The organism is Streptomyces alboniger (genome assembly GCF_008704395.1).
GTDB lineage: Bacteria > Actinomycetota > Actinomycetes > Streptomycetales > Streptomycetaceae > Streptomyces > Streptomyces alboniger.
In genome coordinates this window covers 3,098,693-3,120,435 of the sequence record NZ_CP023695.1, presented here as the reverse complement: position 1 = coordinate 3,120,435, position 21,743 = coordinate 3,098,693, and the positions used below count along the sequence as shown (strand labels likewise).

Annotated in this window: 17 protein-coding genes and 1 rRNA gene; 10 read left to right on the top strand and 8 right to left on the bottom strand. The window is 70.7% G+C overall.

From position 1 onward, the window contains the following. The first annotated feature begins 61 nt into the window (after positions 1 to 61). Positions 62 to 178: ribosomal RNA gene (gene rrf / locus CP975_RS13685) — 5S ribosomal RNA — on the top strand. 90 nt (positions 179 to 268) lie between these two features. On the opposite strand, the gene CP975_RS13680 is transcribed toward rrf, so the two are convergent. From CP975_RS13680 to CP975_RS13660, 5 genes are read right to left on the bottom strand one after another with little or no spacing between them, the layout of a single operon-like run. Beyond that, the gene (locus tag CP975_RS13680; RefSeq protein WP_055536316.1) at positions 269 to 1,579 is read right to left on the bottom strand and encodes a DUF58 domain-containing protein; all 1,311 of its coding nucleotides are present in this window, start codon (positions 1,577 to 1,579) and stop codon (positions 269 to 271) included. Next, positions 1,579 to 2,565 carry an AAA family ATPase gene (locus CP975_RS13675; protein WP_150476923.1) on the bottom strand — a complete coding sequence of 329 codons (987 nt, stop codon included), beginning with the start codon at positions 2,563 to 2,565 and terminating at the stop codon, positions 1,579 to 1,581. Before CP975_RS13675 ends, CP975_RS13680 begins: the two co-directional genes overlap by 1 nt. After that, positions 2,565 to 3,818, bottom strand: coding sequence for a DUF4350 domain-containing protein (locus CP975_RS13670; protein ID WP_150476922.1), 1,254 nt, complete (start codon positions 3,816 to 3,818; stop codon positions 2,565 to 2,567). The genes CP975_RS13675 and CP975_RS13670 overlap by 1 nt, the downstream gene beginning before the upstream one ends. Next, positions 3,815 to 4,516 (bottom strand): DUF4129 domain-containing protein, encoded by a 702-nt coding sequence (locus tag CP975_RS13665; protein ID WP_055536508.1) that lies wholly within the window; start codon positions 4,514 to 4,516, stop codon positions 3,815 to 3,817. Before CP975_RS13665 ends, CP975_RS13670 begins: the two co-directional genes overlap by 4 nt. 28 nt (positions 4,517 to 4,544) lie before the next feature. Then, entirely contained in the window at positions 4,545 to 5,855 is a 1,311-nt protein-coding gene (locus CP975_RS13660; protein ID WP_150476921.1) for a DUF7847 domain-containing protein, read from the bottom strand. 140 nt (positions 5,856 to 5,995) lie between these two features. Here CP975_RS13660 and mtnA point away from each other — a divergent pair, with 140 nt between their 5' ends. The 7 genes from mtnA to CP975_RS13625 all read left to right on the top strand — a co-directional run bounded on the left by mtnA (position 5,996) and on the right by CP975_RS13625 (position 15,118). Next, complete coding sequence (gene mtnA / locus CP975_RS13655; protein WP_055532311.1) at positions 5,996 to 7,153, top strand: S-methyl-5-thioribose-1-phosphate isomerase; 1,158 nt, start codon at positions 5,996 to 5,998, stop codon at positions 7,151 to 7,153. Between the two features lie 319 nt (positions 7,154 to 7,472). Then, a complete protein-coding gene (gene mtrA / locus CP975_RS13650) occupies positions 7,473 to 8,162 on the top strand; it encodes a two-component system response regulator MtrA (protein WP_189176211.1) in 690 nt (229 codons plus the stop codon). A gap of 1 nt (position 8,163) precedes the next feature. Beyond that, entirely contained in the window at positions 8,164 to 10,302 is a 2,139-nt protein-coding gene (gene mtrB / locus CP975_RS13645; RefSeq protein WP_150476920.1) for an MtrAB system histidine kinase MtrB, read from the top strand. Next, the gene (locus CP975_RS13640; protein ID WP_478492200.1) at positions 10,292 to 12,151 is read left to right on the top strand and encodes an LpqB family beta-propeller domain-containing protein; all 1,860 of its coding nucleotides are present in this window, start codon (positions 10,292 to 10,294) and stop codon (positions 12,149 to 12,151) included. The genes mtrB and CP975_RS13640 overlap by 11 nt, the downstream gene beginning before the upstream one ends. A gap of 158 nt (positions 12,152 to 12,309) precedes the next feature. Beyond that, a complete protein-coding gene (locus CP975_RS13635; protein WP_055532313.1) occupies positions 12,310 to 13,155 on the top strand; it encodes a ComF family protein in 846 nt (281 codons plus the stop codon). Positions 13,156 to 13,488: 333 nt separating this feature from the next. Then, positions 13,489 to 14,181, top strand: coding sequence for a ribosome hibernation-promoting factor, HPF/YfiA family (hpf, locus tag CP975_RS13630; protein WP_055532315.1), 693 nt, complete (start codon positions 13,489 to 13,491; stop codon positions 14,179 to 14,181). A 193-nt stretch (positions 14,182 to 14,374) separates the two neighbouring features. Continuing rightward, positions 14,375 to 15,118 (top strand): response regulator, encoded by a 744-nt coding sequence (locus CP975_RS13625; protein WP_055532317.1) that lies wholly within the window; start codon positions 14,375 to 14,377, stop codon positions 15,116 to 15,118. 20 nt (positions 15,119 to 15,138) lie between these two features. Here the strand turns inward: CP975_RS13625 and CP975_RS13620 are convergent, their stop codons facing one another. After that, entirely contained in the window at positions 15,139 to 16,311 is a 1,173-nt protein-coding gene (locus CP975_RS13620) for a winged helix-turn-helix domain-containing protein (RefSeq protein ID WP_055532319.1), read from the bottom strand. 82 nt (positions 16,312 to 16,393) lie between these two features. Further along, positions 16,394 to 16,966: a GNAT family N-acetyltransferase gene (locus CP975_RS13615; protein ID WP_055532321.1), complete on the bottom strand. Its 573-nt coding sequence runs from the start codon at positions 16,964 to 16,966 to the stop codon at positions 16,394 to 16,396. 225 nt (positions 16,967 to 17,191) lie between these two features. Between CP975_RS13615 and secA the strand changes: the two genes are divergently transcribed. After that, positions 17,192 to 20,047, top strand: coding sequence for a preprotein translocase subunit SecA (gene secA, locus CP975_RS13610; RefSeq protein ID WP_055532324.1), 2,856 nt, complete (start codon positions 17,192 to 17,194; stop codon positions 20,045 to 20,047). Positions 20,048 to 20,163: 116 nt separating this feature from the next. Here the strand turns inward: secA and CP975_RS13605 are convergent, their stop codons facing one another. Further along, the gene (locus CP975_RS13605) at positions 20,164 to 20,610 is read right to left on the bottom strand and encodes an Rv3235 family protein (protein WP_150476918.1); all 447 of its coding nucleotides are present in this window, start codon (positions 20,608 to 20,610) and stop codon (positions 20,164 to 20,166) included. A 319-nt stretch (positions 20,611 to 20,929) separates the two neighbouring features. Here CP975_RS13605 and CP975_RS13600 point away from each other — a divergent pair, with 319 nt between their 5' ends. After that, positions 20,930 to 21,451, top strand: coding sequence for a DUF6912 family protein (locus CP975_RS13600; protein ID WP_150476917.1), 522 nt, complete (start codon positions 20,930 to 20,932; stop codon positions 21,449 to 21,451). Positions 21,452 to 21,743: the final 292 nt, after the last annotated feature.

The following is a 21,743-nucleotide window of genomic DNA, read 5'->3' as shown; positions in this document are numbered from 1 at the left end:
CTGAAACCACGAACAACCCCGTACATGGTCACGTGCGGTGCGGTTGACAGTTTCATAGTGTTTCGGTGGTCATAGCATGAGGGAAACGCCCGGTTACATTCCGAACCCGGAAGCTAAGCCTCATAGCGCCGATGGTACTGCAGGGGGGACCCTGTGGGAGAGTAGGACGCCGCCGAACTAAATTTGATAAAGCCTCAGGCCCTGGACATTGTCCAGGGCCTGAGGCTTTTTTGCGTTTTGGCCCCAGGCCCCCTTTGTCTCCTTTTCCTTAAAGGCGGCCGGCTGCCTTCAGGGAGAGGTAGGCGTCGGCCAGAGCAGGTGCCAGGTTGTTCGGAGTTGCGTCCACTACCGTGACGCCGCGCCGGGTGAGGTGCTCCGCTATGCGGTGTCGTTCGGATTGGGCTTGGGTGGCTGCTGCCGCGTCGTAGACCGCTTCTGCTGTGCCGCGGGCATTCGCCATTTCTTCGAGTTGGGGGTCGGCGACCGATGCGAGCAGGACTTTGTGGCTCTTCGTGAGCCGCGAAAGTACGGGAAGCAAGCCCTCTTCGATGGGGGCCGGGTCGAGGCTCGTCAGCAGCACGATCAGGGAACCGCGAGGTGCTGTCCGCAGGGCCGCGGAGGTCAGGCCCCGGGCGTCCGTCTCGATGAGTTCGGGCTCCAGCATGGCCAAAGCGTTGACCAGGGAGGGAAGGACGTCGCCGGCTGAGCGGCCCTGGACGAGGGCCCGTACTCGACGATCGTAGGCAAGAAGGTCCACGCGGTCGCCGGCGCGGGAGGCGAGGGCGGCGAGGAGCAGCGCGGCGTCCATGGAGGCGTCGAGGCGGGGGGTGTCGCCCACTCGGCCGGCCGACGTGCGGCCCGTGTCGAGGACCAGGAGGATGTGCCGGTCGCGCTCCGGGCGCCAGGTGCGGATCGCGACGGTGGACTGGCGGGCCGTGGCGCGCCAGTCGATGGAGCGGGTGTCGTCACCGGGGACATAGTCGCGGAGGCTGTCGAACTCGGTGCCCTGGCCGCGCGTGAGCACGCTTGTACGGCCGTCGAGTTCGCGTAGGCGGGCCAGTTTGGAGGGGAGGTGCTTCCGGCTGGTGAAGGGCGGCAGGACACGTACGGTCCAGGGGGCTCTGTGGGTGCCCTGGCGGGCGAAGAGGCGTAGAGGGCCGTACGAGCGGATCGTCACGCGATCCGACCGGTGGTCGCCGCGCCGGGTGGGGCGCAGGTGAGTGGTGAGGCGGCGGCGTTCGCCGGCCGGGATCGCGAGACTCTGGCGGGACGCGGCCACTTCGGTGCCGGGCTGCCAGCTGCTGGGTGGCCAGGCGTCGCGGAGGTCGGCGCGCAGGGGGCGCCCCGAGGGGTTGGTGACGGTCAGCTCGACATCGGCGGTTTCCCCGAGGCGCACGGAAGTGTCGCCGGAGCGGGTCAGGGCGAGGCGGCGTACCGGGGCGGCCAGCGCGAAGTCGCAGGCGCAGGCCAGGGCCAGGGGAGCGTTGACGGCGAGGACGCCTGTCCAGCTGGGGTCCCAGAGGCCTACGGGGAGGGTGCCCAGTGCCGCCAGGAGGGCGGCGCGACCGGTGAGGGCCATCAGCGGGGTACCGGGACGTGGGCGAGGATCGCGGTGATGACGGAGTCCGCGGTGACGCCTTCCATCTCGGCCTCCGGGCGGAGTTGCACGCGGTGGCGGAGGGTGGGGAGCGCCAGGGCCTTGACGTCGTCGGGGGTGACGTAGTCGCGGCCGGTGAGCCAGGCCCAGGCGCGGGCCGTCGAGAGCAGGGCCGTGGCGCCTCGCGGGGAGACGCCCAGGGTGAGGGAGGGCGATTCGCGGGTGGCGCGGCACACGTCGACCACGTAGGCGGTGATCTCGGGAGAGATGGAGGTCTTGGCGACCGCCGCGCGGGCGGCCTCCAGGTCGGCGGGGCCCGCTACGGGGCGTACGCCGGCGGCGTGCAGGTCGCGTGGGTTGAAGCCGTCGGCGTGGCGGGTGAGGACGTCGATCTCGTCCTGGCGGGAGGGGAGAGGGACCGTCAGTTTGAGGAGGAAGCGGTCGAGTTGGGCTTCGGGGAGGGGATACGTGCCCTCGTACTCGACGGGGTTCTGGGTGGCCGCGACGAGGAAGGGCTCGGGGAGCGGGCGGGGTGTGCCGTCGACCGTGACCTGGCGTTCCTCCATCGCTTCGAGGAGCGAGGACTGGGTCTTGGGCGGGGTGCGGTTGATCTCGTCGGCGAGGAGGAGGTTCGTGAAGACCGGGCCGGGCTGGAAGGAGAACTCCGTGGTGCGCGCGTCGTACACGAGAGAGCCCGTGACGTCGCTCGGCATGAGGTCCGGGGTGAACTGGACCCGCTTGGTGTCGAGTTCGAGGCTCGCGGCGAGGGCGCGGACAAGCAGCGTCTTGGCTACCCCGGGGACTCCTTCGAGGAGGACGTGGCCGCGGCAGAGGAGGGCGACGACGAGGCCGGTGACGGCGGGGTCCTGGCCGACCACGGCCTTGGAGATCTCCGCGCGCAGGGCTTCGAGGGAAGCGCGGGGGCCGCGGGGATCTCCGGTGGGCCCGTTGTCAGTGGTCGGGTCCATCATGAGTGGCGTACCTCACTTTCGAGGGCGTCGAGTTGGTCGGCTAGGGCGATGAGCGCTGCGTCGCTGCCCGGGGGCGGCCCGAAGAGGAGGGGGAGCGGGTCTTGGCCGGGGGTGCGAAGTCGCGTGGACAGTGCGGGGATCAGGGTCTCGGGTGCGTGCGCCTGGGCGGGGGAGACGCCGACGAGGGGGGCGAGGCGGGTGCGGGTGGCGGTGCGCAGGGCGGTGGCCGCGCGGTCGCGGGCGTTCGCTCTGCGATAGAGGCGGGCACGGCCTTCGACGGTTTCTGAGGCGCGGATGGCCACGGGGAGGCGTTCGGTGACGAGGGGGCCCAGGCGGCGGGCGCGCCACAGTGCGGCGAGCACGGCGGCGATGGCGAGTTGCAGGGTGCCCCAACGCCAGCCGGAGGGGACCAGGTCGAAGAAGCCGCGGGGTTCGGAGTCGGCCGCCCGGTCGTCGGAGAGGGAGGGGAGGTACCAGACCACGTGGGGTCGGGTGCCGAGGAGTTGGAGGGCGAGTGAGGCGTTGCCGTGCTTGTCCAGGCGGTCGTTGTAGAGGATGTCGGGGGCACCGAGGACGACGGTGTCGCCCTTTCCGCGGGGGGCGGGGAGATGCAGGAGGCTGGGGAGGCCGTCGCTGAGGTAGCAGGCCTCGGCGTTGGGGGCGAGGGTGTCGTAGCGGATGCCGCCCATGTCGGCGGTGCCCGCTCGGCGGGCGGCTGGGAGGGAGCAGCCGGGAGAGAGGGTGGATTGTGCGCTGGGGGTGTCGCTCGCGGTGAGCCCGGGGGCGAGGGCATCGATCGACGGGGCGCCGGGGGTGACGAGGACGGTGCGGCCCCCGGAGTTCTTGGTGGCGGTGTGGAGGCGAGTGTGCTGGCCGTCGGTGAGCAGGTCGGGGTTGGTCACCAGGAGGGTCGTGTCGGGGCCGGCCGCGGTTCGGGCCTCTTCGGTGGTGGTGACCACGCGTGTGGATATGCCGTGGTCGGCGAGGAGTTCGGCGACGGCTCGGCTGCCGTAGGGGTCGGTGGAGCGGGGGTCGAGGCGGCCGTGCTGGGCGCCGGAGCGGATTGCGGCGATGGCGACGGCCGCTGCCAGCAGGGTGACCAGGGCGAGGGCGATGCCCCGGGAGCGGGTCCAGAGTTGGCGGGGCGTCGGGGAGACCGACGTAGAGAGGGGGGCGGTGTTGTCCGGCTGCCGCGGGGTGGTGGGTGCGGCCGGCTGGGGTGGCTCGGCCGGGCGGGTGGAGCCGGTCATTCGGCGGCTCCCTGGGAGCTGCTGCTCGCGGTGGTGTGGGGGGTGCTGGTCAGGTTCGGCTTGGCGCGTTCGAGATCCCGGTCCAGCTCGGTCAGGCGGCGGTACGCGGGTTGGTCGGCGGTGCGGCCGCCGTATGTGACGTCGTCGAACTCGTGGGCGGCGGAGCGGAGTCGGCGGGTGTGCGCGGGGAGGGTGCGGCCTGCTTCCGCTGCGGCTTCGTCGGCGGTGCGGCCGGGGCGGGGGTCCAGGAGTGCGCGTTCCTCCAGGGCGCGGACGATGGCGCGCATGCGTTCCTGGACGGCTTGGGTCCAGTGGCCCTGGGCGGCGTGGGCCTCGGCGGCGGCGCGGTGTTCGGCGGCGTTGCGGGGGCGGTCGTCGAAGAGGAGCGGTGCGGAGGCGGGGGTGCGGTGCGGGGTGCCCAGGCGCCACCAGAGGGCGGCGCCCAGGGCCACGACCGCGAGGACGATGACGAGGAGGCCGAATCCGCCGCCCGGGGTGGCCCCCGCGGCGGCGGAGAACAGGTCGTCGACCCAGTTCCAGAAGGCGTTCAGGGCGCGGTGGAGGAGGCTCGGGTCGTTCTCGTGGTACATCGGCTTGGACAGTTCGCGCTCGGCCGCTTCGCGGCCGGGGACGCGCGGGATCGTCACCGGTGGGTCGTCCCCGGTGCGCGGCAGGAGCGGTGCCGCTCCGAGCCCCATGAGCACTGCCCCCGCCGCGGTCACCGCATCAGCTCCCCGGGGTACCGGGCGGGGTGGTGCCCTGGCCGGGGGTGCCGGCGGCGCGGGTGAGTTCGAGGTCGAGGGCCTCGCGCCGGATCCGCTGGTCGATGTAGAGGAGCACGGTGACTCCGGCCGTGATCGGGAACGTCAGAGTGGAGCCGATGACGGAGCCGACGCCGCTGACGATCAGGAACGTCCAGCCCAGCTCGCCGGTGCCGTTGAGGAAGCCGCTGACGCCTTCGCCGCTGAGAGCGCCGGCGATGAAGGTGAACGGGATGACGATGATCGACGCCACGACGTTGGCGATGACGGTGGCGAGCAGCTGGATGCCGAAGACCCGCCACCAGGAGCCGCGGACCAGCTTGGCGGAGCGGGTCAGGGACTTCTTGACGCCCTGCTTCTCCAGCATGAGCGCGGGGGAGGCGAGGGAGAGGCGGACCACGACCCAGATGGCGGCGACGCCCGCGGCGAGGCCGCCGAGTGCGGCGAGGCTCGCCCCGGCGTCGGAGGGGCCGGACAGCGCGATCAGCACGCCGGGCAGGATGCCGACGGCGACGATCGCGATGGCGATGACCGGGATGAGCAGGGTCAGGCCGAACAGTTTCGCGAGCTGGGGACGGGAGTCCCGCCAGGCTTCGGCGGTGGTAACCGACTTACCGAGCACCGCGCGGCTGGTGACCATCGTGAGCAGGGCCGTGGCGACGATCGTGCCGAGCAGGGTGATCACGAGGACCACTCCGGAGTTCAGCATGGCGTCGCCCATGGCGCGGGTCAGCTCGCCGACGGTCGCGCTCGGGTCGTCGAGTGCGTCGGTGTCGGCGGATTCGCTCAGGACGAGGCCCTGGAGGAGGACGACGACGATCTCCGTGAGCACGGCCACGGTCAGGGAGATGCCGAGGACCGTGCGCCAGTGGGCGCGCATCGTGGACACGGCGCCGTCGAGGATCTCGCCTACGCCGAGCGGGCGGAGCGGGATGACGCCGGGTTTGGCGGCGGGCGGGGGGCCCTGCCAGGCGCCCCAGCCGGGGTAGCCGCCGCCGGGGCCGGGGCCCGCTGGGCCGCCGGGGCCGCCCGGGGGTTGGTTGCCCCAGCCCCAGCCGCCGCCCTGGCCGGGCGGCGGGGGTGGCGGAGGCGGGGTCCGGCCCGGGCCCGGGTCGCTGGGCGGGGACCACTGGGCGGGCGGCGGCTGCTCCTTGGACCACTTGGACGGGCCGCTCTGCCGGCCGTCGTCCGCGGGCTCGGCGGCGTCCGGCTTGCCGGAGTCCTGTCCGTCGGAGGGGGCGGATCCGGGCGAAGCCCAGCCCGGAGTGTCGTTCATCGTCGCTCCTTCACGGTGCCCGTCCGCGGGTGCGGCGGCAGGTTGCCAGCCATCGTGCCACGGGGTACCGGTCGGGTGACCGGGTGCCGTAGAGGTGGGACACCTTCAATTGTCCGCCGGGTACGGGGCAGACTGGGCGGATGGCTGATCAGTACGCGCAATCGAGCGAGGACATACGGCCGACCGGGATCCCGGCGATCCCCGCGATCCGCTGGGACGACCCACCTGAAGGCCCCGTGCTGGTCCTCCTCGACCAGACCAGGCTGCCGGGCGAGGAGATCGAGCTGGTGTGCACCGACGCACCGGCTCTGGTGGAGGCGATCCGCACGCTCGCGGTGCGCGGGGCACCGCTTCTGGGCATCGCGGGGGCGTACGGCGTCGCGCTCGCCGCTGCCCGTGGGTTCGATGTGGACGAGGCGGCGGACGCGTTGGCGGGGGCGCGGCCCACCGCGGTCAATCTCGCGTACGGCGCGCGGCGGGCCCAGGCGGCGTACCGCACCGCGATGGCGGGCGGGGCCGGTCCCGAGCGGGCGGCGGGCGCCGCGCTGGAGGCGGCGCGGGCTCTGCATGCCGAGGACGCCAAGGCGAGCGCCCGGATGGCGGCGCACGGTCTGGCACTGCTCGACGAAATGCTGCCGGGGGGTGGGCACCGGATCCTGACGCACTGCAATACCGGGGCGCTGGTCTCGGGCGGGGAGGGCACGGCGTTCGCGGTGGCTCTCAGGGCGCATCGGGCGGGGAGCCTGCGCAGGCTGTGGGTGGACGAGACGCGGCCGCTGTTGCAGGGGGCCAGGCTCACCGCGTACGAGGCGGCGCGGAACGGTATGGCGTACACGCTGCTCACGGACAACGCGGCGGGTTCGTTGTTCGCGGCGGGGGAGGTGGATGCCGTGCTGATCGGTGCCGACCGCATCGCGGCCGACGGGTCGGTGGCGAACAAGGTGGGGAGCTATCCGCTCGCGGTGCTCGCGCGGTATCACCATGTGCCGTTCATCGTGGTGGCGCCGGTGACGACCGTGGACCCGGAGACGCCGGACGGTGCGTCCATCGAGGTGGAGCAGCGGGCCGGGCACGAGGTGACGGAGGTCACCGCGCCGCATGTGCCGGTGATCGGGATGGAGGCGGGAGGCGGTATTCCGGTGGCGCCGCTGGGGACGCAGGCGTACAACCCCGCGTTCGATGTGACGCCTCCGGAGCTGGTGACGGCGATCGTGACGGAGGAGGGGGTGCTGTCGCCGGTGACGGCGGAGGGGCTGGCCGAGCTGTGTGCCAGGTCGCGGCAGGTCACCATCGGTTGAGGGCGTACCCATCGGTTGATGGCGCAGGCGTAAGCAGGCTTGCTTTGTGGTCGCCGTGCTTGGCGTGGTCGGCGTGGCGACCGGGGTTTTCGGGCCGCGGGGGATGTCGGTGGGCGTCTCGGACTGATGTGTGACGGGTGGTCCCGCGCGGCCGAAGTGTCATGGGTGATCCCGCGCAGCGTCCGTTACCGGGCTGGTCGGATGACCTTCATGTGAGGTCCGCAGCGGCCGATCGGCGCAGAGTGATGGCCTGATACGACTATCGTCACAGGCCAGTGACCTCACTCACCAGCGCCCCTGTCACTGTTACGAGAATGGGATGATGTCAGGCATGAAGGGACGAGTCCTTGTCGTCGACGACGACACCGCACTGGCCGAGATGCTCGGGATTGTGCTGCGTGGTGAAGGTTTTGAGCCGTCGTTCGTAGCTGATGGCGACAAGGCGCTGGCCGCTTTCCGGGAGGCCAAGCCGGATCTTGTGCTGCTCGACTTGATGCTGCCGGGGCGGGATGGCATCGAGGTGTGCCGCCTGATCAGGGCGGAGTCCGGGGTGCCGATCGTCATGCTCACCGCCAAGAGCGACACCGTGGATGTGGTGGTCGGTCTGGAGTCGGGGGCGGACGACTACATCGTCAAGCCGTTCAAGCCGAAGGAGCTGGTGGCCCGGATCAGGGCGCGGCTGCGGAGGTCGGAGGAGCCCGCGCCGGAGCAGCTCGCCATAGGTGACCTGGTCATCGATGTGGCGGGGCATTCCGTGAAGCGGGACGGGCAGTCGATCGCGCTGACGCCGCTGGAGTTCGATCTGCTGGTGGCGCTGGCGCGCAAGCCGTGGCAGGTGTTCACGCGTGAGGTGCTGCTCGAGCAGGTCTGGGGCTATCGGCACGCGGCGGACACCCGACTGGTGAACGTGCACGTCCAGCGGCTGCGTTCCAAGGTCGAGCGGGACCCGGAGCGGCCGGAGATCGTGGTGACCGTCCGGGGTGTCGGTTACAAGGCCGGACCGAGCTGACGTGTCCCGGGACAGTTCCTCCTCGGCGCCCGGCGGTCCGGGGGCTCGTTCGGGGCGGACTGGACCGGCGCGGCGCGCGTCGCGGTTCGGGCGGCTCGCCGACGGCGGGCTGCTGTTGCAGGGCGGCGTGCAGGGCAGCCCGGTGCTGCGGCTCTTCGTGCGCTGGGTGCGCCGTCCGCTGCTGCCCGCCGTAAGGCTGTGGCGGCGCAACATCCAGCTGAAGGTCGTCGTCACGACCCTGTTGATGTCGCTCGGCGTGGTCCTGATGCTGGGCTTCGCCGTGCTGAGTTCGGTCAACAACGGCCTGCTCAAGGCCAAGGTGAAGGCGTCGCAGAGCCAGGCCGACGGGGGTTTCCGGGCCGCTCAGGACAGTGTGAACGCGGCGCGGCAGAGCACCGAGCAGGGACAGGGGCAGGGCCAGGGGCCTGACGGCAGCACGGTCGACGGGCGGAATGCCGCCGTGTGGATGTCCGATCTCGTCGAGCAGTTGTCCAGCGGCGGGCAGAACGCGTTCGCGGTGGTGACGCTGACCTCCACGAGTGACGCGGGAAGCGTGCGCGGTTCGCGGGCCTCGGGCGGGGTGGAGCCGATCCTGAGCGTGCCGGAGGAGCTGCGCGGGCGGGTCGACAAGGGCACGGAGGTCCTCCAGGCCAATACGCGCATCGTTTACGACGACGGGCGTGAGGCGCAGCCGGGCCTGGTGATCGGCAAGCGGCTCAACGACCTCAACGGTGAGCCGTACCAGCTCTATTACCTCTTTCCGCTGACGCAGGAGGAGGAGTCCCTCAACCTGGTCAGGACCACTCTCGCGACCGCCGGGCTCTTCGTGGTGGTGCTCCTCGGGGCCATCGCCTGGCTGGTGGTGCGCCAGGTGGTCACGCCCGTGCGTATGGCAGCGGGCATCGCCGAGCGGTTGTCCGCCGGACGCCTTCAGGAACGTATGAAGGTGACCGGGGAGGACGACATCGCGCGGCTCGGTGAGGCCTTCAACAAGATGGCGCAGAATCTCCAGTTGAAGATCCAGCAGCTGGAGGAGCTGTCGCGGATGCAGCGGCGGTTCGTGTCGGACGTGTCGCATGAGCTGCGTACGCCGTTGACGACTGTGCGGATGGCTGCCGATGTGATTCATGAGGCGCGGGTGGACTTCGATCCGGTGACCGCGCGGTCGGCGGAGTTGCTCGCCGATCAGCTGGACCGCTTCGAGTCGCTGCTCGCGGATCTGCTGGAGATCAGTAGGTTCGACGCGGGGGCGGCCGCGCTGGAGGCGGAGCCGATAGACCTCCGTGAGGTCGTGCGCAGGGTGGTCGGGGGCGCGGAGATGCTCGCCGAGCGCAAGGGAACGCACATACGGGTCGTGGGGGACCAGCAGCCCGTGGTCGCCGAGGCTGATGCCCGGCGGGTGGAGCGGGTGCTGCGCAACCTCGTGGTCAACGCCGTGGAGCACGGTGAGGGCAAGGACGTCGTGGTGCGGCTCGCCGCCGCGGGCGGCGCGGTGGCGGTCGCGGTGCGTGACTACGGTGTGGGACTCAAGCCGGGCGAGGCGACCCGGGTGTTCAGCCGCTTCTGGCGGGCGGATCCGGCACGCGCGCGTACCACCGGTGGTACGGGGCTCGGGCTCTCCATCGCTCTGGAGGATGCGCGGTTGCACGGCGGGTGGCTTCAGGCGTGGGGTGAGCCGGGGGGCGGCTCGCAGTTCAGGCTTACGTTGCCGAGGACGGCGGACGAGCCGCTGCGGGGTTCGCCGATACCGCTGGAGCCCGATGACTCGCGGCGCCACCGCGGGCTGAACGACGCGGGGCTTCCGCTCGGCGGCTCGAACAAGCTGGCGACCGTGCCGGCGCAGCCGTCCGGGGGGTCCGGGGCGTCCGGGATCTCCGGGGCGGCCGGGGCGTTCGGAAGGGTGCCGCCGCCCGTACCGGCGAAGGGGCCGATAGCGCCCCGGCTCGCGCAGGCCGGGGCCGTGGACCTGACGGCGTTGCCCGGAAACGGGGCGCGGGTCGTGTCGCGCCGGTCGCCGGACGAGGAGCAGCCTCAGGAGTCACAGCCGCTGGAGTCGCGTCCGGATCCTGCGGGTGAGGCCGGTGCGGGTGAGGCCGGTGCGGGTTCGGCGAGGGAAGGGGAGAGTACTCGTGGGCGCTGACCGGGAGAGGCGAGGCCGTCGTGTGCGCCGTGGGCGCCCGCTGCGCAAGGGGCTGCTGCTGGGCGGTTGCGGGGCGCTCCTGGCCGGCTGTGCCTCGATGCCCGACAGCGGGAACCTGGAGTCGGTCGACGCCTCGCAGCGGCCCGACTCGCAGTCGCAGGTCCGGGTCTACGCGATGCCGCCCCGCGAGGGCGCGCTGCCCGTGGAGATCGTGCAGGGCTTCCTTGAGGCGCTGACCAGCGATGATCCGCAGTTCGCGATGGCGCGCAAGTATCTGACCAAGGAGGCGTCGAAGGACTGGGATCCGGAGGGGTCCACGACGGTGCTCGCGGACGGCCCGAACACGGACGCGGGCAACGCGGGTAACGACGCCGACGGCAGCCGCCGCTTCTCCCTGACCGGCCAGCAGGTCGCGACGGTGGACAAACAGCACGCGTACCGGCCCGCGGCGGCGTCCTACAGCCAGTTCGTGCATCTGAGCCAGGTGGGAGGGCCGGGCCGGAAGGAGTGGCGGATCGACAAGCCGCCGCCGGGCGTGGTGCTCGGCCAGTCGGACTTCCAGCGCATCTACCGTTCCGTCAACAAGTACTACTTCGCCGGGCCGTCGGGCACGGGTGCGAACGGCCCGAGGGGGCTCGTCGCCGACCCCATCTACATACGTCAGCGCATCGAACCGCTGACGGAGACGGTGAAGGCGCTGCTGGAGGGGCCGACCAACTGGCTGGACCAGGTGGTGGATTCGAGGTTCCGCAGTGGCACGCGGCTCAAGGATCCCGGCAAGTCGCTGGCGCCGGACGACCAGAACCGGCTGACCGTGCAGCTGAACAGCCAGGCCGATGACGCCAGCCAGACGCGGTGCCGGGAGATGGCGGCGCAACTGCTCTTCACATTGCAGGACTTGACGCCTTCGGGGGTCGAGCAGGTGACGTTGCAGCGTTCCAACGGTTCGATGCTCTGTGTCCTGAGCCAGAGTCACGCCGAGAGCGTCGCGGCGCATCGCAGCGCGGACAGGCCCGACTACCAGTACTTCATCGACGAGAAGCACCGGCTGGTCCGGATGCCGGCCAACGCCGGGAGCAACGCGAATCCGGCGCCGGTTAACGGCATCCTCGGCACGGGTGACCAGCCGCTGCGCTCGGCGGCGGTCTCGCGGGACGAGAAGCGCGCGGCCGGGGTGTCGCGGGACGGCAAGGCGCTGTACACGGGGTCGCTGGTCCTGGAGGACACGCTCGGCAAGGCGCAGGTGCGCAGCAGGGCCACGGCGGAGGAGGACCGTCTCTCCACGCCCAGTTGGGACGGCAGGGGCGACCTGTGGGTGGCCGACCGGGATCCGAAGCGGCCGCGGCTGCTCTGGCTCGGCAAGGGCGAGGGCGAACCGGTCCAGGTCGAGGTGCCCGGTCTCGACGGTCGTATCGAGGCGGTGCGGGTGTCGGCCGACGGCGTACGCATCGCGCTGCTGGTGGAGGGCAAGGACGGCAAGACGTCGCTGTGGATCGGCCGGGTGGAGCGCGGTGAGGGCGAGCGGCCCACGATCTCGGTACTCGATCCCACGCAGGCGGCGCCGCGGATGGAGGAGGTCACGGCCATGTCGTGGGCGGGTGGCAGCCGCCTCGTGGTGGTCGGGCGCGAGTCCGGCGGGGTGCAGCAGATGCGGTACGTCCAGTGCGACGGGTCGGTGCTCTCGCGCGCGGCGCTGCCGGGTCTTACGGGCGTCAAGGAGATCGCGGCGTCCGAGAGCGAGCAGCAGCCGCTGGTGGCGCATTCGGACGACGGGATCGTGCGGCTGCCGGCGGGGTCGCAGTGGCAGACCGTGGTGAAGGAGGGGTCGGCTCCGGTCTATCCGGGGTGAGCCCGTCTCCCTTTCGCGCCGTCCGGTGGCCCCGCTGCCGGGCGGCCCCGCTGTGCAGCGGCGTCGCCGTCCGGTGGCCCCTCGTCCAGCGGCCCACCGTCCACAGAGGGTTATCCACAGGGGTGGTCGCGCGGGTCCCGTCTTGGCACAGTGGGGGCATGCGGGGGTGGTGGCGGGACCTGACCGACCTGGTGCTGCCGGCTGAGTGCGGAGGCTGCGGGAGGCCTCGCGCGGTGCTCTGCGCCGAGTGCCGCGCGGCCCTGTGCGGCGCCGCGCCGCGCCGGGTGCGGCCGGTGCCTGAGCCGTGGGGGCTGCCGGTCGTGCACGCCGCGGCGGCGTACGAGGATGCCGTGCGGGCCGTGCTGCTCGCGCACAAGGAGCGTGGCGCCCTGGGGCTTGCCGGTCCCCTGGGGGTGGCGCTTGCCGAAGCCGTGCGCGCCGGTCTGCGGGGCGAAAGTGGCGGGCGGGGTGATAGGGGTGCGCGATCGTGGGTAGTCGGCACACACGGCGGCTCACAGGGGCGTGCGGTGCCGTTGTCGCTCGTCCCCGTGCCGTCGGCGCGCGCCTCTGTGCGGGCGCGTGGTCATGACCCGGCGCGGCGGATCGCGCTCGCCGCGGCGGGTGAGCTGCGGCAAAGGGGGATCCCGGCGCGCGTGCTCGCGGTGCTGCGTCAACGGCGCGTGGTGGCCGACCAGTCGGGGCTCGACTCCCGGCAGCGGCAGGCCAATCTGGCGGGTGCCCTCGAGGTGAGCGCCGGGGGCCGCCGACTGCTCGCGGACGGCGGCCGGATCGTGGTCGTGGATGACCTGATGACCACGGGCGCCTCTTTGGCGGAGGCCGCGCGTGCGGTACGTGACATACACATGGAAAGTAGTGCGCGAGCGGATGCCGTGCGGGATCCGGGAACGGGCGTCGCGCGAAGGGCGGTATTGGGCCGTGAGAACGCGATCTGTGCTGCCGTTGTCGCGGCGTCGCCGGATTCTTTCGAAATAAACCGGAACTGATGGAGAACTTGCATCGTTGCAGGTGATGAGAGGTCGGATACACCCGAATGGAGGTATGCCGCAGTAGAGGGTGACGACATCCGCCCGGGCGAGATATGTTCGGTTGTGAGGAATGGCGAACGCCGCACCTCGCATATCGGAATGCCGGTCGCCGCCGGTGGGTGCGGATTCGTGAGTTTCCGCAATCACCCGGGCCGGTGGGGTGGAGATCTCGCCCACGGGGGAGGAGGAGGTGGAAGTCACCGAGTCCGAGGCCCCGGGAGTCACCGGGGTCTGGTGCAAAAGGGAGATGCTCCGCCACCGAAGCGGAGCAATCCGGGAACGGAGTTCTGCGTGGACATCGTCGTCAAGGGCCGCAAGACCGAGGTGCCCGAGCGGTTCCGCAAGCACGTGGCCGAGAAGCTGAAGCTGGACAAGATCCAGAGGCTCGACGGCAAGGTGATCAGCCTCGACGTCGAGGTGTCCAAGGAAACCAACCCGCGGCAGGCCGACCGTTCCGACCGTGTGGAGATCACCCTCCGCGGACGCGGACCCGTGATCCGAGCGGAAGCCTCGGCAGCCGATCCGTACGCGGCGCTCGACCTGGCCACGGCCAAGCTGGACGCCCGGCTGCGCAAGCAGCACGAAAAGCGCCACAACCGGCGCGGCACCGGCAGGCTTTCCGCCGCCGAGGTCGCCGAGCGGGTCCCGGACGCCGCGACGCTCAACGGAGACGGCACCGTCGTACGCGACGAAGAGCCCGAGGGCGTGCCGGTCAAGAGGATCGGCTCGCTGGAGATCCAGGGCGAAGGCCCCCTCGTGGTCCGCGAGAAGACGCACGTCGCGGCACCCATGTCGCTCGACCAGGCGCTCTACGAGATGGAACTGGTCGGACACGACTTCTACTTGTTCGTCGACTCCGAAACCAAGGAACCGAGCGTCGTCTACCGACGGCACGCATACGACTACGGCGTCATCCGCCTCAACACCGACCCGATGGTCGCCCAGGTCGAGACGGGCGGCGGAGGCGGGGCTCTCGGCGGCTGACACCGCACCCGACCGCCGTGGTGGTGCCCCTGGAGCGCTCTGTGCGCCCCCAGGGGCACCCTCGTGCGACCAGTGCGCGCACCGCGCGGGCGCCGGGCATGAAATCATGGGCGGGCCGGCCAACCGGCGTGCTGCCGCCTCGGGTTGGCGCAGCAGAGGCACAACAGGCCACGGCCTTCATGGGGGAGGAACGATGGCGGACAGCTTCGGACCGATGCGTCACGAAGGTGCCGGGGACGGCATCGGCATCGGCACGGACGCGAGCGCCCCGCGCAAGGAGCCCATCAGGGTCCTTGTGGTGGATGACCACGCCCTCTTCCGCCGCGGCCTGGAGATCGTCCTCGCCGCCGAGGAGGACATCCAGGTCGTCGGCGAGGCGGGCGACGGCGCCGAGGCGGTGGACAAGGCCGCCGATCTGCTGCCCGACATCGTGCTCATGGACGTACGCATGCCGAAACGCGGCGGCATCGAGGCGTGCACCTCCATCAAGGAGGTGGCACCCAGCGCCAAGATCATCATGTTGACCATAAGCGATGAGGAGGCCGACCTCTACGACGCGATCAAGGCGGGTGCCACCGGTTATCTCCTCAAGGAGATCTCCACGGACGAGGTGGCCACCGCGATTCGCGCGGTCGCAGACGGGCAGTCCCAGATCAGCCCCTCCATGGCATCGAAGCTCCTCACGGAGTTCAAATCGATGATCCAGCGCACCGACGAGCGCAGACTCGTGCCCGCGCCCCGGCTGACGGATCGCGAGCTCGAAGTGCTGAAACTGGTCGCCACCGGGATGAACAACCGCGATATCGCCAAGGAGTTGTTCATCTCCGAGAACACCGTGAAGAACCACGTGCGCAACATCCTGGAGAAGCTGCAGCTGCATTCCAGGATGGAGGCCGTGGTCTACGCGATGCGGGAGAAGATCCTCGAGATCCGCTAGCCGGTCTCCTCCGGATCCGTTCAGATCCGTTGGCGGACCGCGGCGATCAGCGGTGCGGTCAGCTCCGGGCGGTCGACCCGCTCCACCCGTACGGAATCGCTGCCGACCCAGGACGCCGCCTCCACCAGCGCCTGAGCCATCGGCTCGACCGCCTTCGGGGTGTCGAGGGAGACCTGCTTGGCCACCAGGGTGGAGCCCTCGCGCGCGGGGTCGACCCGGCCGAGGAGCCTGCCGCCCGCGAGCAGGGGCATCGCGAAATAGCCGTGTATCCGCTTCGGCTTGGGCACGTACGCCTCCAGGCGGTGGGTGAAGCCGAAGATCCGCTCCGTGCGCGCCCGCTCCCAGATGAGGGAGTCGAACGGCGAGAGCAGTGTCGTGCGATGCCGGCCGCGGGGCGCCGACTCCAGGGCCTTCGGGTCCGCCCAGGCGGGCTTGGACCAGCCCTGGACGGTCACCGGCACCAGGCCCGAGTCCGCGACCACCGCGTCGAACTGCTCGCCCTTGAGACGGTGGTAGTCGGCGATGTCCGCGCGGGTGCCGACGCCCAGCGCCTCACCGGCCAGGCGCACCAGGCGGCGCAGGCACTCCGCGTCGCTCAGGTCGTCGTGCAGCAGCGCTTCCGGGATCGCGCGCTCCGCCAGGTCGTACACCCGCTTCCAGGAACGGCGCTCCGTGCACACCACCTCGCCGTACATCAGCGCGCGCTCGACGGCGATCTTCGACTCGGACCAGTCCCACCACTCGCCCTTGTTCTTCGCGCCGCCCAACTCCGTGGCGGTCAGCGGGCCTTCGGCGCGCAGCTGCTTGATGACCTGGTCGTACGCGCCGTCGGGCAGGTCGTGGTGCCAGTGCGGGCGGGAGCGGTAGGCGCGGCGGCGGAAGGCGAAGTGGGGCCACTCCTCGACGGGCAGGATGCACGCGGCGTGCGACCAGTACTCGAACGCGTGGGTCCGGGTCCAGTACGCCGCCTCGACCGTGTCGCGGCCCACGGGGCCCAGACGCGCGTACGGAATGAGTTCGTGCGAGCGGGCCAGGACCGAGATCGTGTCGAGCTGGACCGCGCCGAGGTGCCGCAGGACGCCCCGCACGCCGGACTTGCGGTCCGGGGCACCGAGGAAGCCCTGGGCGCGCAGCGCGATGCGCCGGGCGTCGTCGGCGGAGAGTTCGGTGGCGGGGCGCGGCAGGCTCGTCATGGTCGAAACGATAGGGGGAGGCACTGACAGTCGGGTGGGATATCCCACCCGGCCAGGGAGGGTTTCGGCGGCGTGCTGAGCCTCAGGTTTTCGCGGGCAGGTACGGCTGCGGGGACGGCATGGCGATGTCCGAGGGGAGCAGGGCGCCCACCCAGCCGTCCCGGAGCGTGCCCTTGTTCAGCAGGCTCGAGCGGAGCACGCCCTCGACGGTGAAACCGGCCTTCTCCACGACCGCCCGCGACCCGGTGTTGCCGATCTCCGCGCGCCATTCGAGCCGGGGGCAGCGCAGGTCCGTGAAGGCCCAGCGGGCGAGGCCGAGCACGGCCTCCGTCATATAGCCGCGGCCCCGGTGCTCCTTGGCCGTCCAGTAGCCGACCTCCCAGGTGCCCGAGCGCGGGTGGTGCAGGCTGGTGGCCGCGATCAGGGGGCCGCCGCCCCGGGGGCGTACGGCGAAGGTGTACTCCCGGTCGTTGCGCCAGCCGTCCGGGACCATGCGGCCGACGAAGTTCTCGGCGTCCACGCGCGCGTACGGCGAGGGGATCGTGGTCCAGCGCTGGATCTCGGGGTCCTGGCAGGCCTCGTAGACCTCGTCGACGTCCTCGGGTGTGAAGGCGCGCAGGTTCAGGCGTTCGGTGGTGAGTGTGACGGGCTCCATCAAGCGATGATGCGGGGGTGCCGTCCTGGGGGCCAGGGTTTTTACCGGCCCTTCCTGATCACTGCTCACGGAGCACTCAGGGGCACAACCCGGCACCTTCGGCGCCCCTCGCCCGTTGACCTCATGGCAGACCTCCCGGCGCAGCCGGGTCCTCGCATACGATGACCGTTGCCCTACGAGTAAAACCGACCATGCCAGGCCCGACCGGCAAGGAGACCAACCCCCGTGTCCGTCCTCTCGAAGATCATGCGTGCAGGCGAAGGCAAGATCCTGCGCAAGCTGCACCGCATCGCGGACCAGGTCAACTCCATCGAAGAGGACTTCGTCAGCCTCTCCGACGCCGAGCTGCGCGCGCTGACCCAGGAGTACAAGGAGCGTTACGCCGACGGCGAGACGCTCGACGACCTCCTGCCCGAGGCCTTCGCGACGGTCCGTGAGGCCGCCAAGCGCGTCCTGGGCCAGCGCCACTACGACGTCCAGATGATGGGCGGCGCCGCGCTGCACATGGGTTATGTGGCCGAGATGAAGACCGGTGAGGGCAAGACCCTCGTCGGCACCCTGCCCGCTTATCTGAACGCCCTGTCCGGCAAGGGCGTCCACCTGATCACGGTCAACGACTACCTGGCCGAGCGCGACTCCGAGATGATGGGCCGCGTCCACAAGTTCCTGGGCCTGAGCGTCGGCTGCATCCTGGCCAACATGACGCCGGCCCAGCGCCGTGAGCAGTACAACTGCGACATCACGTACGGCACGAACAACGAATTCGGCTTCGACTACCTCCGCGACAACATGGCGTGGTCGCAGGACGAGCTGGTGCAGCGCGGCCACAACTTCGCGATCGTCGACGAGGTCGACTCGATCCTGGTTGACGAGGCCCGTACGCCGCTGATCATCTCCGGCCCCGCCGACCAGGCCACCAAGTGGTACGGCGACTTCGCCAAGCTCGTCACCCGCCTCACCAAGGGTGAGCCCGGCAACCCCCTCAAAGGCCTCGAGGAGACCGGGGACTACGAGGTCGACGAGAAGAAGCGGACCGTGGGCATCCATGAGTCCGGCGTGAGCAAGGTCGAGGACTGGCTCGGCATCGACAACCTCTACGAGTCGGTGAACACGCCCCTGGTGGGCTACCTCAACAACGCCATCAAGGCCAAGGAACTCTTCAAGAAGGACAAGGACTACGTCGTCATCGACGGCGAAGTCATGATCGTCGACGAGCACACCGGCCGCATCCTCGCCGGCCGCCGCTACAACGAGGGCATGCACCAGGCGATCGAGGCGAAGGAAGGGGTGGACATCAAGGACGAGAACCAGACGCTCGCGACGATCACCCTCCAGAACTTCTTCCGCCTCTACAAGCGCGACGGCTACGACAGCGGCCTGTCCGGCATGACCGGTACGGCCATGACCGAGGCCGCCGAGTTCCACCAGATCTACAAGCTGGGCGTCGTGCCGATCCCGACGAACCGGCCGATGGTCCGCGCCGACCAGTCCGACCTGATCTACCGCACCGAGGTCGCGAAGTTCGCCGCCGTCGTCGACGACATCGCGGAGAAGCACGAGAAGGGGCAGCCGATCCTCGTCGGCACCACTTCCGTGGAGAAGTCGGAGTACCTCTCGCAGCAGCTGTCCAAGCGGGGCATCCAGCACGAGGTGCTCAACGCCAAGCAGCACGACCGTGAGGCGACCATCGTCGCCCAGGCCGGCCGCAAGGGCGCCGTCACCGTCGCCACGAACATGGCCGGACGAGGCACCGACATCAAGCTCGGCGGCAACCCCGACGACCTCGCCGAGGCGGAGCTGCGCCAGCGCGGCCTCGACCCCGTCGAGCACGTCGAGGAGTGGGCCGCGGCGCTGCCCGCCGCCCTGGAGAAGGCCGAGCGGGCCGTCAAGCAGGAGTTCGAGGAGGTCAAGGCCCTGGGCGGGCTCTACGTCCTCGGCACGGAGCGGCACGAGTCGCGTCGTATCGACAACCAGCTGCGTGGTCGTTCCGGCCGTCAGGGCGACCCGGGCGAGTCGCGGTTCTACCTGTCGCTGGGCGACGACCTGATGCGTCTGTTCAAGGCGCAGATGGTCGAGCGCGTGATGTCGATGGCCAACGTCCCGGACGACGTGCCGATCGAGAACAAGATGGTCACGCGCGCGATCGCCTCCGCCCAGTCGCAGGTCGAGCAGCAGAACTTCGAGACCCGTAAGAACGTCCTGAAGTACGACGAGGTCCTCAACCGCCAGCGCGAGGTCATCTACGGAGAGCGTCGCCGCGTCCTGGAGGGTGAGGACCTGCACGAGCAGATCGCGCACTTCATGGACGACACCATCGACGCGTACATCGCCGCCGAGACCGCCGAGGGCTTCGCCGAGGAGTGGGACCTGGACCGGCTGTGGAGCGCCTTCAAGCAGCTCTACCCCGTCAAGGTCACCATCGAGGAGCTGGAGGACACGGCGGGTGACCGCGCGGGCCTCACCGCCGAGTTCATCTCCGAGTCCATCAAGGACGACATCCACGAGCAGTACGCGGCGCGCGAGGAGCAGCTCGGCTCCGAGATCATGCGTGAGCTGGAGCGCCGGGTCGTCCTGTCGGTGCTCGACCGCAAGTGGCGTGAGCACCTCTACGAGATGGACTACCTCCAGGAGGGCATCGGCCTCCGCGCCATGGCGCAGAAGGACCCGCTGGTCGAGTACCAGCGCGAGGGCTTCGACATGTTCAACGCCATGATGGACGGCATCAAGGAGGAGTCCGTCGGCTACCTGTTCAACCTGGAGGTCCAGGTCGAGCAGCAGGTCGAGGAGGTCCCGGTCGAGGACGGGGCGCGTGCCGCCTCGCTCACCAAGGACGGCGTGCAGGACGCGGTCCCGGCCGGTGCGGGCGGCGGGGCCCAGGCGCGGCCCGAGATCCGCGCCAAGGGCCTTGAGGCTCCGCAGCGGCCCGACCGGCTGCACTTCCAGGCGCCCAACGCCGAGGGCGGCGTGGATGAGGGCGACTTCACCACGGACGGCTCCGGAGTGCGGTCCGAGGCGGACGGCATGACCCGCGCGGAGCGGCGCAAGGCCCAGAAGGGCGGGGGGCGGCGGCGCAAGAAGTGACGTTGTCGCTGTCGCTCTGATGGGGCGGGCCTCGGCTTGGGCCGAGCTGCCTCGTCCGTGACCTGAGTGGGAGGGGCCGGGATTCCCCGGCCCCTTCGGCTCAGGTTTTTTTCGGTTCAGGTCCTTTCCATTTCCACCGCTGTGCAGCGCCATTTCCGGTCCGGGCCGAGAGCCAGGCGGAAAGCCAGTGCGCGCAGTCTCGGGCCTGTCGCGATGCGGGCGAAGACCTCGTAGGCCTCGGGGTGCGGCTGGTAGTGGCCGATGCGGTGGACCGTGGGGCGGTGGCCGTTCGCGCGGAGGGGGGTGCGCTCGGCCAGGCGCGCCAGGTCGTCGAAGGCGGTGTTGGCGATGTGGCGGGCCACCCAGTACAGGGGGCGTTGGCCGCTGAGGACCAGCAGGAGGCGTTCGGTGAAGACCTCTGTGGGGTGCGGGGGTGGTTTGGCCGGGACGGGCCTGGGAGTGCGGTCCGCGGGGCGGCGGGAGTCTTTGCGGGTGGGTGGGCGGCCTGCCGGGGGGCGGGCCGCTGACGGGCGGGGGCGGGGCCTTGTCATCACCTTGCGCACGGGGTGCCTCCTTCGTCGCCTTTACCGGTGGGTAACTTTTCTGTCCCGGGGATCTTGTACGGGGGCGGCGAGGGAGGGTGCAAGGGCCTGGCGGTGCCTCGGGGGAGGGCTGCGAGGTTCACCTATCCGGGGGGACGGAGGGTCCGGGATCGCGGTGGTTGCCGGGTTGTGCCGGGTGAATCCGCGGAGGCGTGTGGACGGCTCCGGGGGCGGTGGGGGCACCTCGATCGGGGACTCGCGGACGTATCCTGGAGGCCTTCCACGTACACGGCCCTCTACGGACACGGCCTTCTCCGTACACGAACGAAAGCGGTCAGTCATGCGCGTCTACGTTCCTCTGACCCTGCCCCGGCTCGCTGAGGCGTACAAGGCGAAGGAGTTGGGGCCGGGGCCGCTTGTCGCTTACGCCGTCACCCCCGCCCTGCGGGAGTGGTACGTCTCCGATGACATCGAGGAGCTCGAGTACGCGGCGCTGAACCGGGCGGCGGCGGCGTCGCTGCGGCTGGTGGCGGTGGATCCCGGGGCGCCGCGGCGCCGGGTCGTTCTCGCGGCCGACGTGCCGGACGGGGCGGCTGTGGCGGACCCCGGCCGGGGTCTCGACCAGGGGGCGCTCGGCGAGGTGCGGCTCGCCGACGGGCTTCCCCTGGGGAAGGTGGCGGCCGTGCACGTGGACGCGGGGGACGCGGAGGCGGATGTCGCGGCGGCCGCGGCGGCGCTGGGCGCGGCGGATCAGGGCGACGACGACGCGCGGTTCGTGGTGGACGGGGCGGAGGATCATGACCTGCTCTGGTTCGCCACGCAGGAGATTCCTGGGCTGATTGGGCTGGCGGGGGCGCCTTGAGGGGGCTGGGGGCTGGGGGACTGGGGTTGCCGCGGGGCGGCGCGGGTTGTGAGGGGTTCCAGGCCGCCCGCTTCGCGGCGGATCTTTCCCACCCACCCGCCCGTCTCGCTGCGATGACATGGCGAGGTAGGAGCGGTTGGTCGGCTCGCCGTGGTGGTGTGTCGGTGTGGGGGCGGGGGCCGTCTCGCCGTGATGACACCGTGGTGTGGGGTGGGTCGTCGTCTCGCCGTGGTGGTGCGGTCGTGGGTGGGCGGATCGGCGCGTGGGTGCCGTGGCGTAGGGGCAGGTGCCC

Bases quoted from the DNA above. Each gene is read 5' to 3' on its own strand.
- CP975_RS13615 (WP_055532321.1), bottom strand. From the start codon at position 16,966: ATGGAGCCCGTCACACTCACCACCGAACGCCTGAACCTGCGCGCCTTC.
- CP975_RS13680 (WP_055536316.1), bottom strand. From the start codon at position 1,579: ATGGCCCTCACCGGTCGCGCCGCCCTCCTGGCGGCACTGGGCACCCTC.
- CP975_RS13660 (WP_150476921.1), bottom strand. From the start codon at position 5,855: ATGAACGACACTCCGGGCTGGGCTTCGCCCGGATCCGCCCCCTCCGAC.
- CP975_RS13665 (WP_055536508.1), bottom strand. From the start codon at position 4,516: ATGGGGCTCGGAGCGGCACCGCTCCTGCCGCGCACCGGGGACGACCCA.
- CP975_RS13620 (WP_055532319.1), bottom strand. From the start codon at position 16,311: ATGACGAGCCTGCCGCGCCCCGCCACCGAACTCTCCGCCGACGACGCC.
- CP975_RS13625 (WP_055532317.1), top strand. From the start codon at position 14,375: ATGGCGGACAGCTTCGGACCGATGCGTCACGAAGGTGCCGGGGACGGC.
- CP975_RS13635 (WP_055532313.1), top strand. From the start codon at position 12,310: ATGCGGGGGTGGTGGCGGGACCTGACCGACCTGGTGCTGCCGGCTGAG.
- CP975_RS13675 (WP_150476923.1), bottom strand. From the start codon at position 2,565: ATGGACCCGACCACTGACAACGGGCCCACCGGAGATCCCCGCGGCCCC.
- CP975_RS13600 (WP_150476917.1), top strand. From the start codon at position 20,930: ATGCGCGTCTACGTTCCTCTGACCCTGCCCCGGCTCGCTGAGGCGTAC.
- CP975_RS13670 (WP_150476922.1), bottom strand. From the start codon at position 3,818: ATGACCGGCTCCACCCGCCCGGCCGAGCCACCCCAGCCGGCCGCACCC.
- mtrA (WP_189176211.1), top strand. From the start codon at position 7,473: ATGATGTCAGGCATGAAGGGACGAGTCCTTGTCGTCGACGACGACACC.
- mtnA (WP_055532311.1), top strand. From the start codon at position 5,996: ATGGCTGATCAGTACGCGCAATCGAGCGAGGACATACGGCCGACCGGG.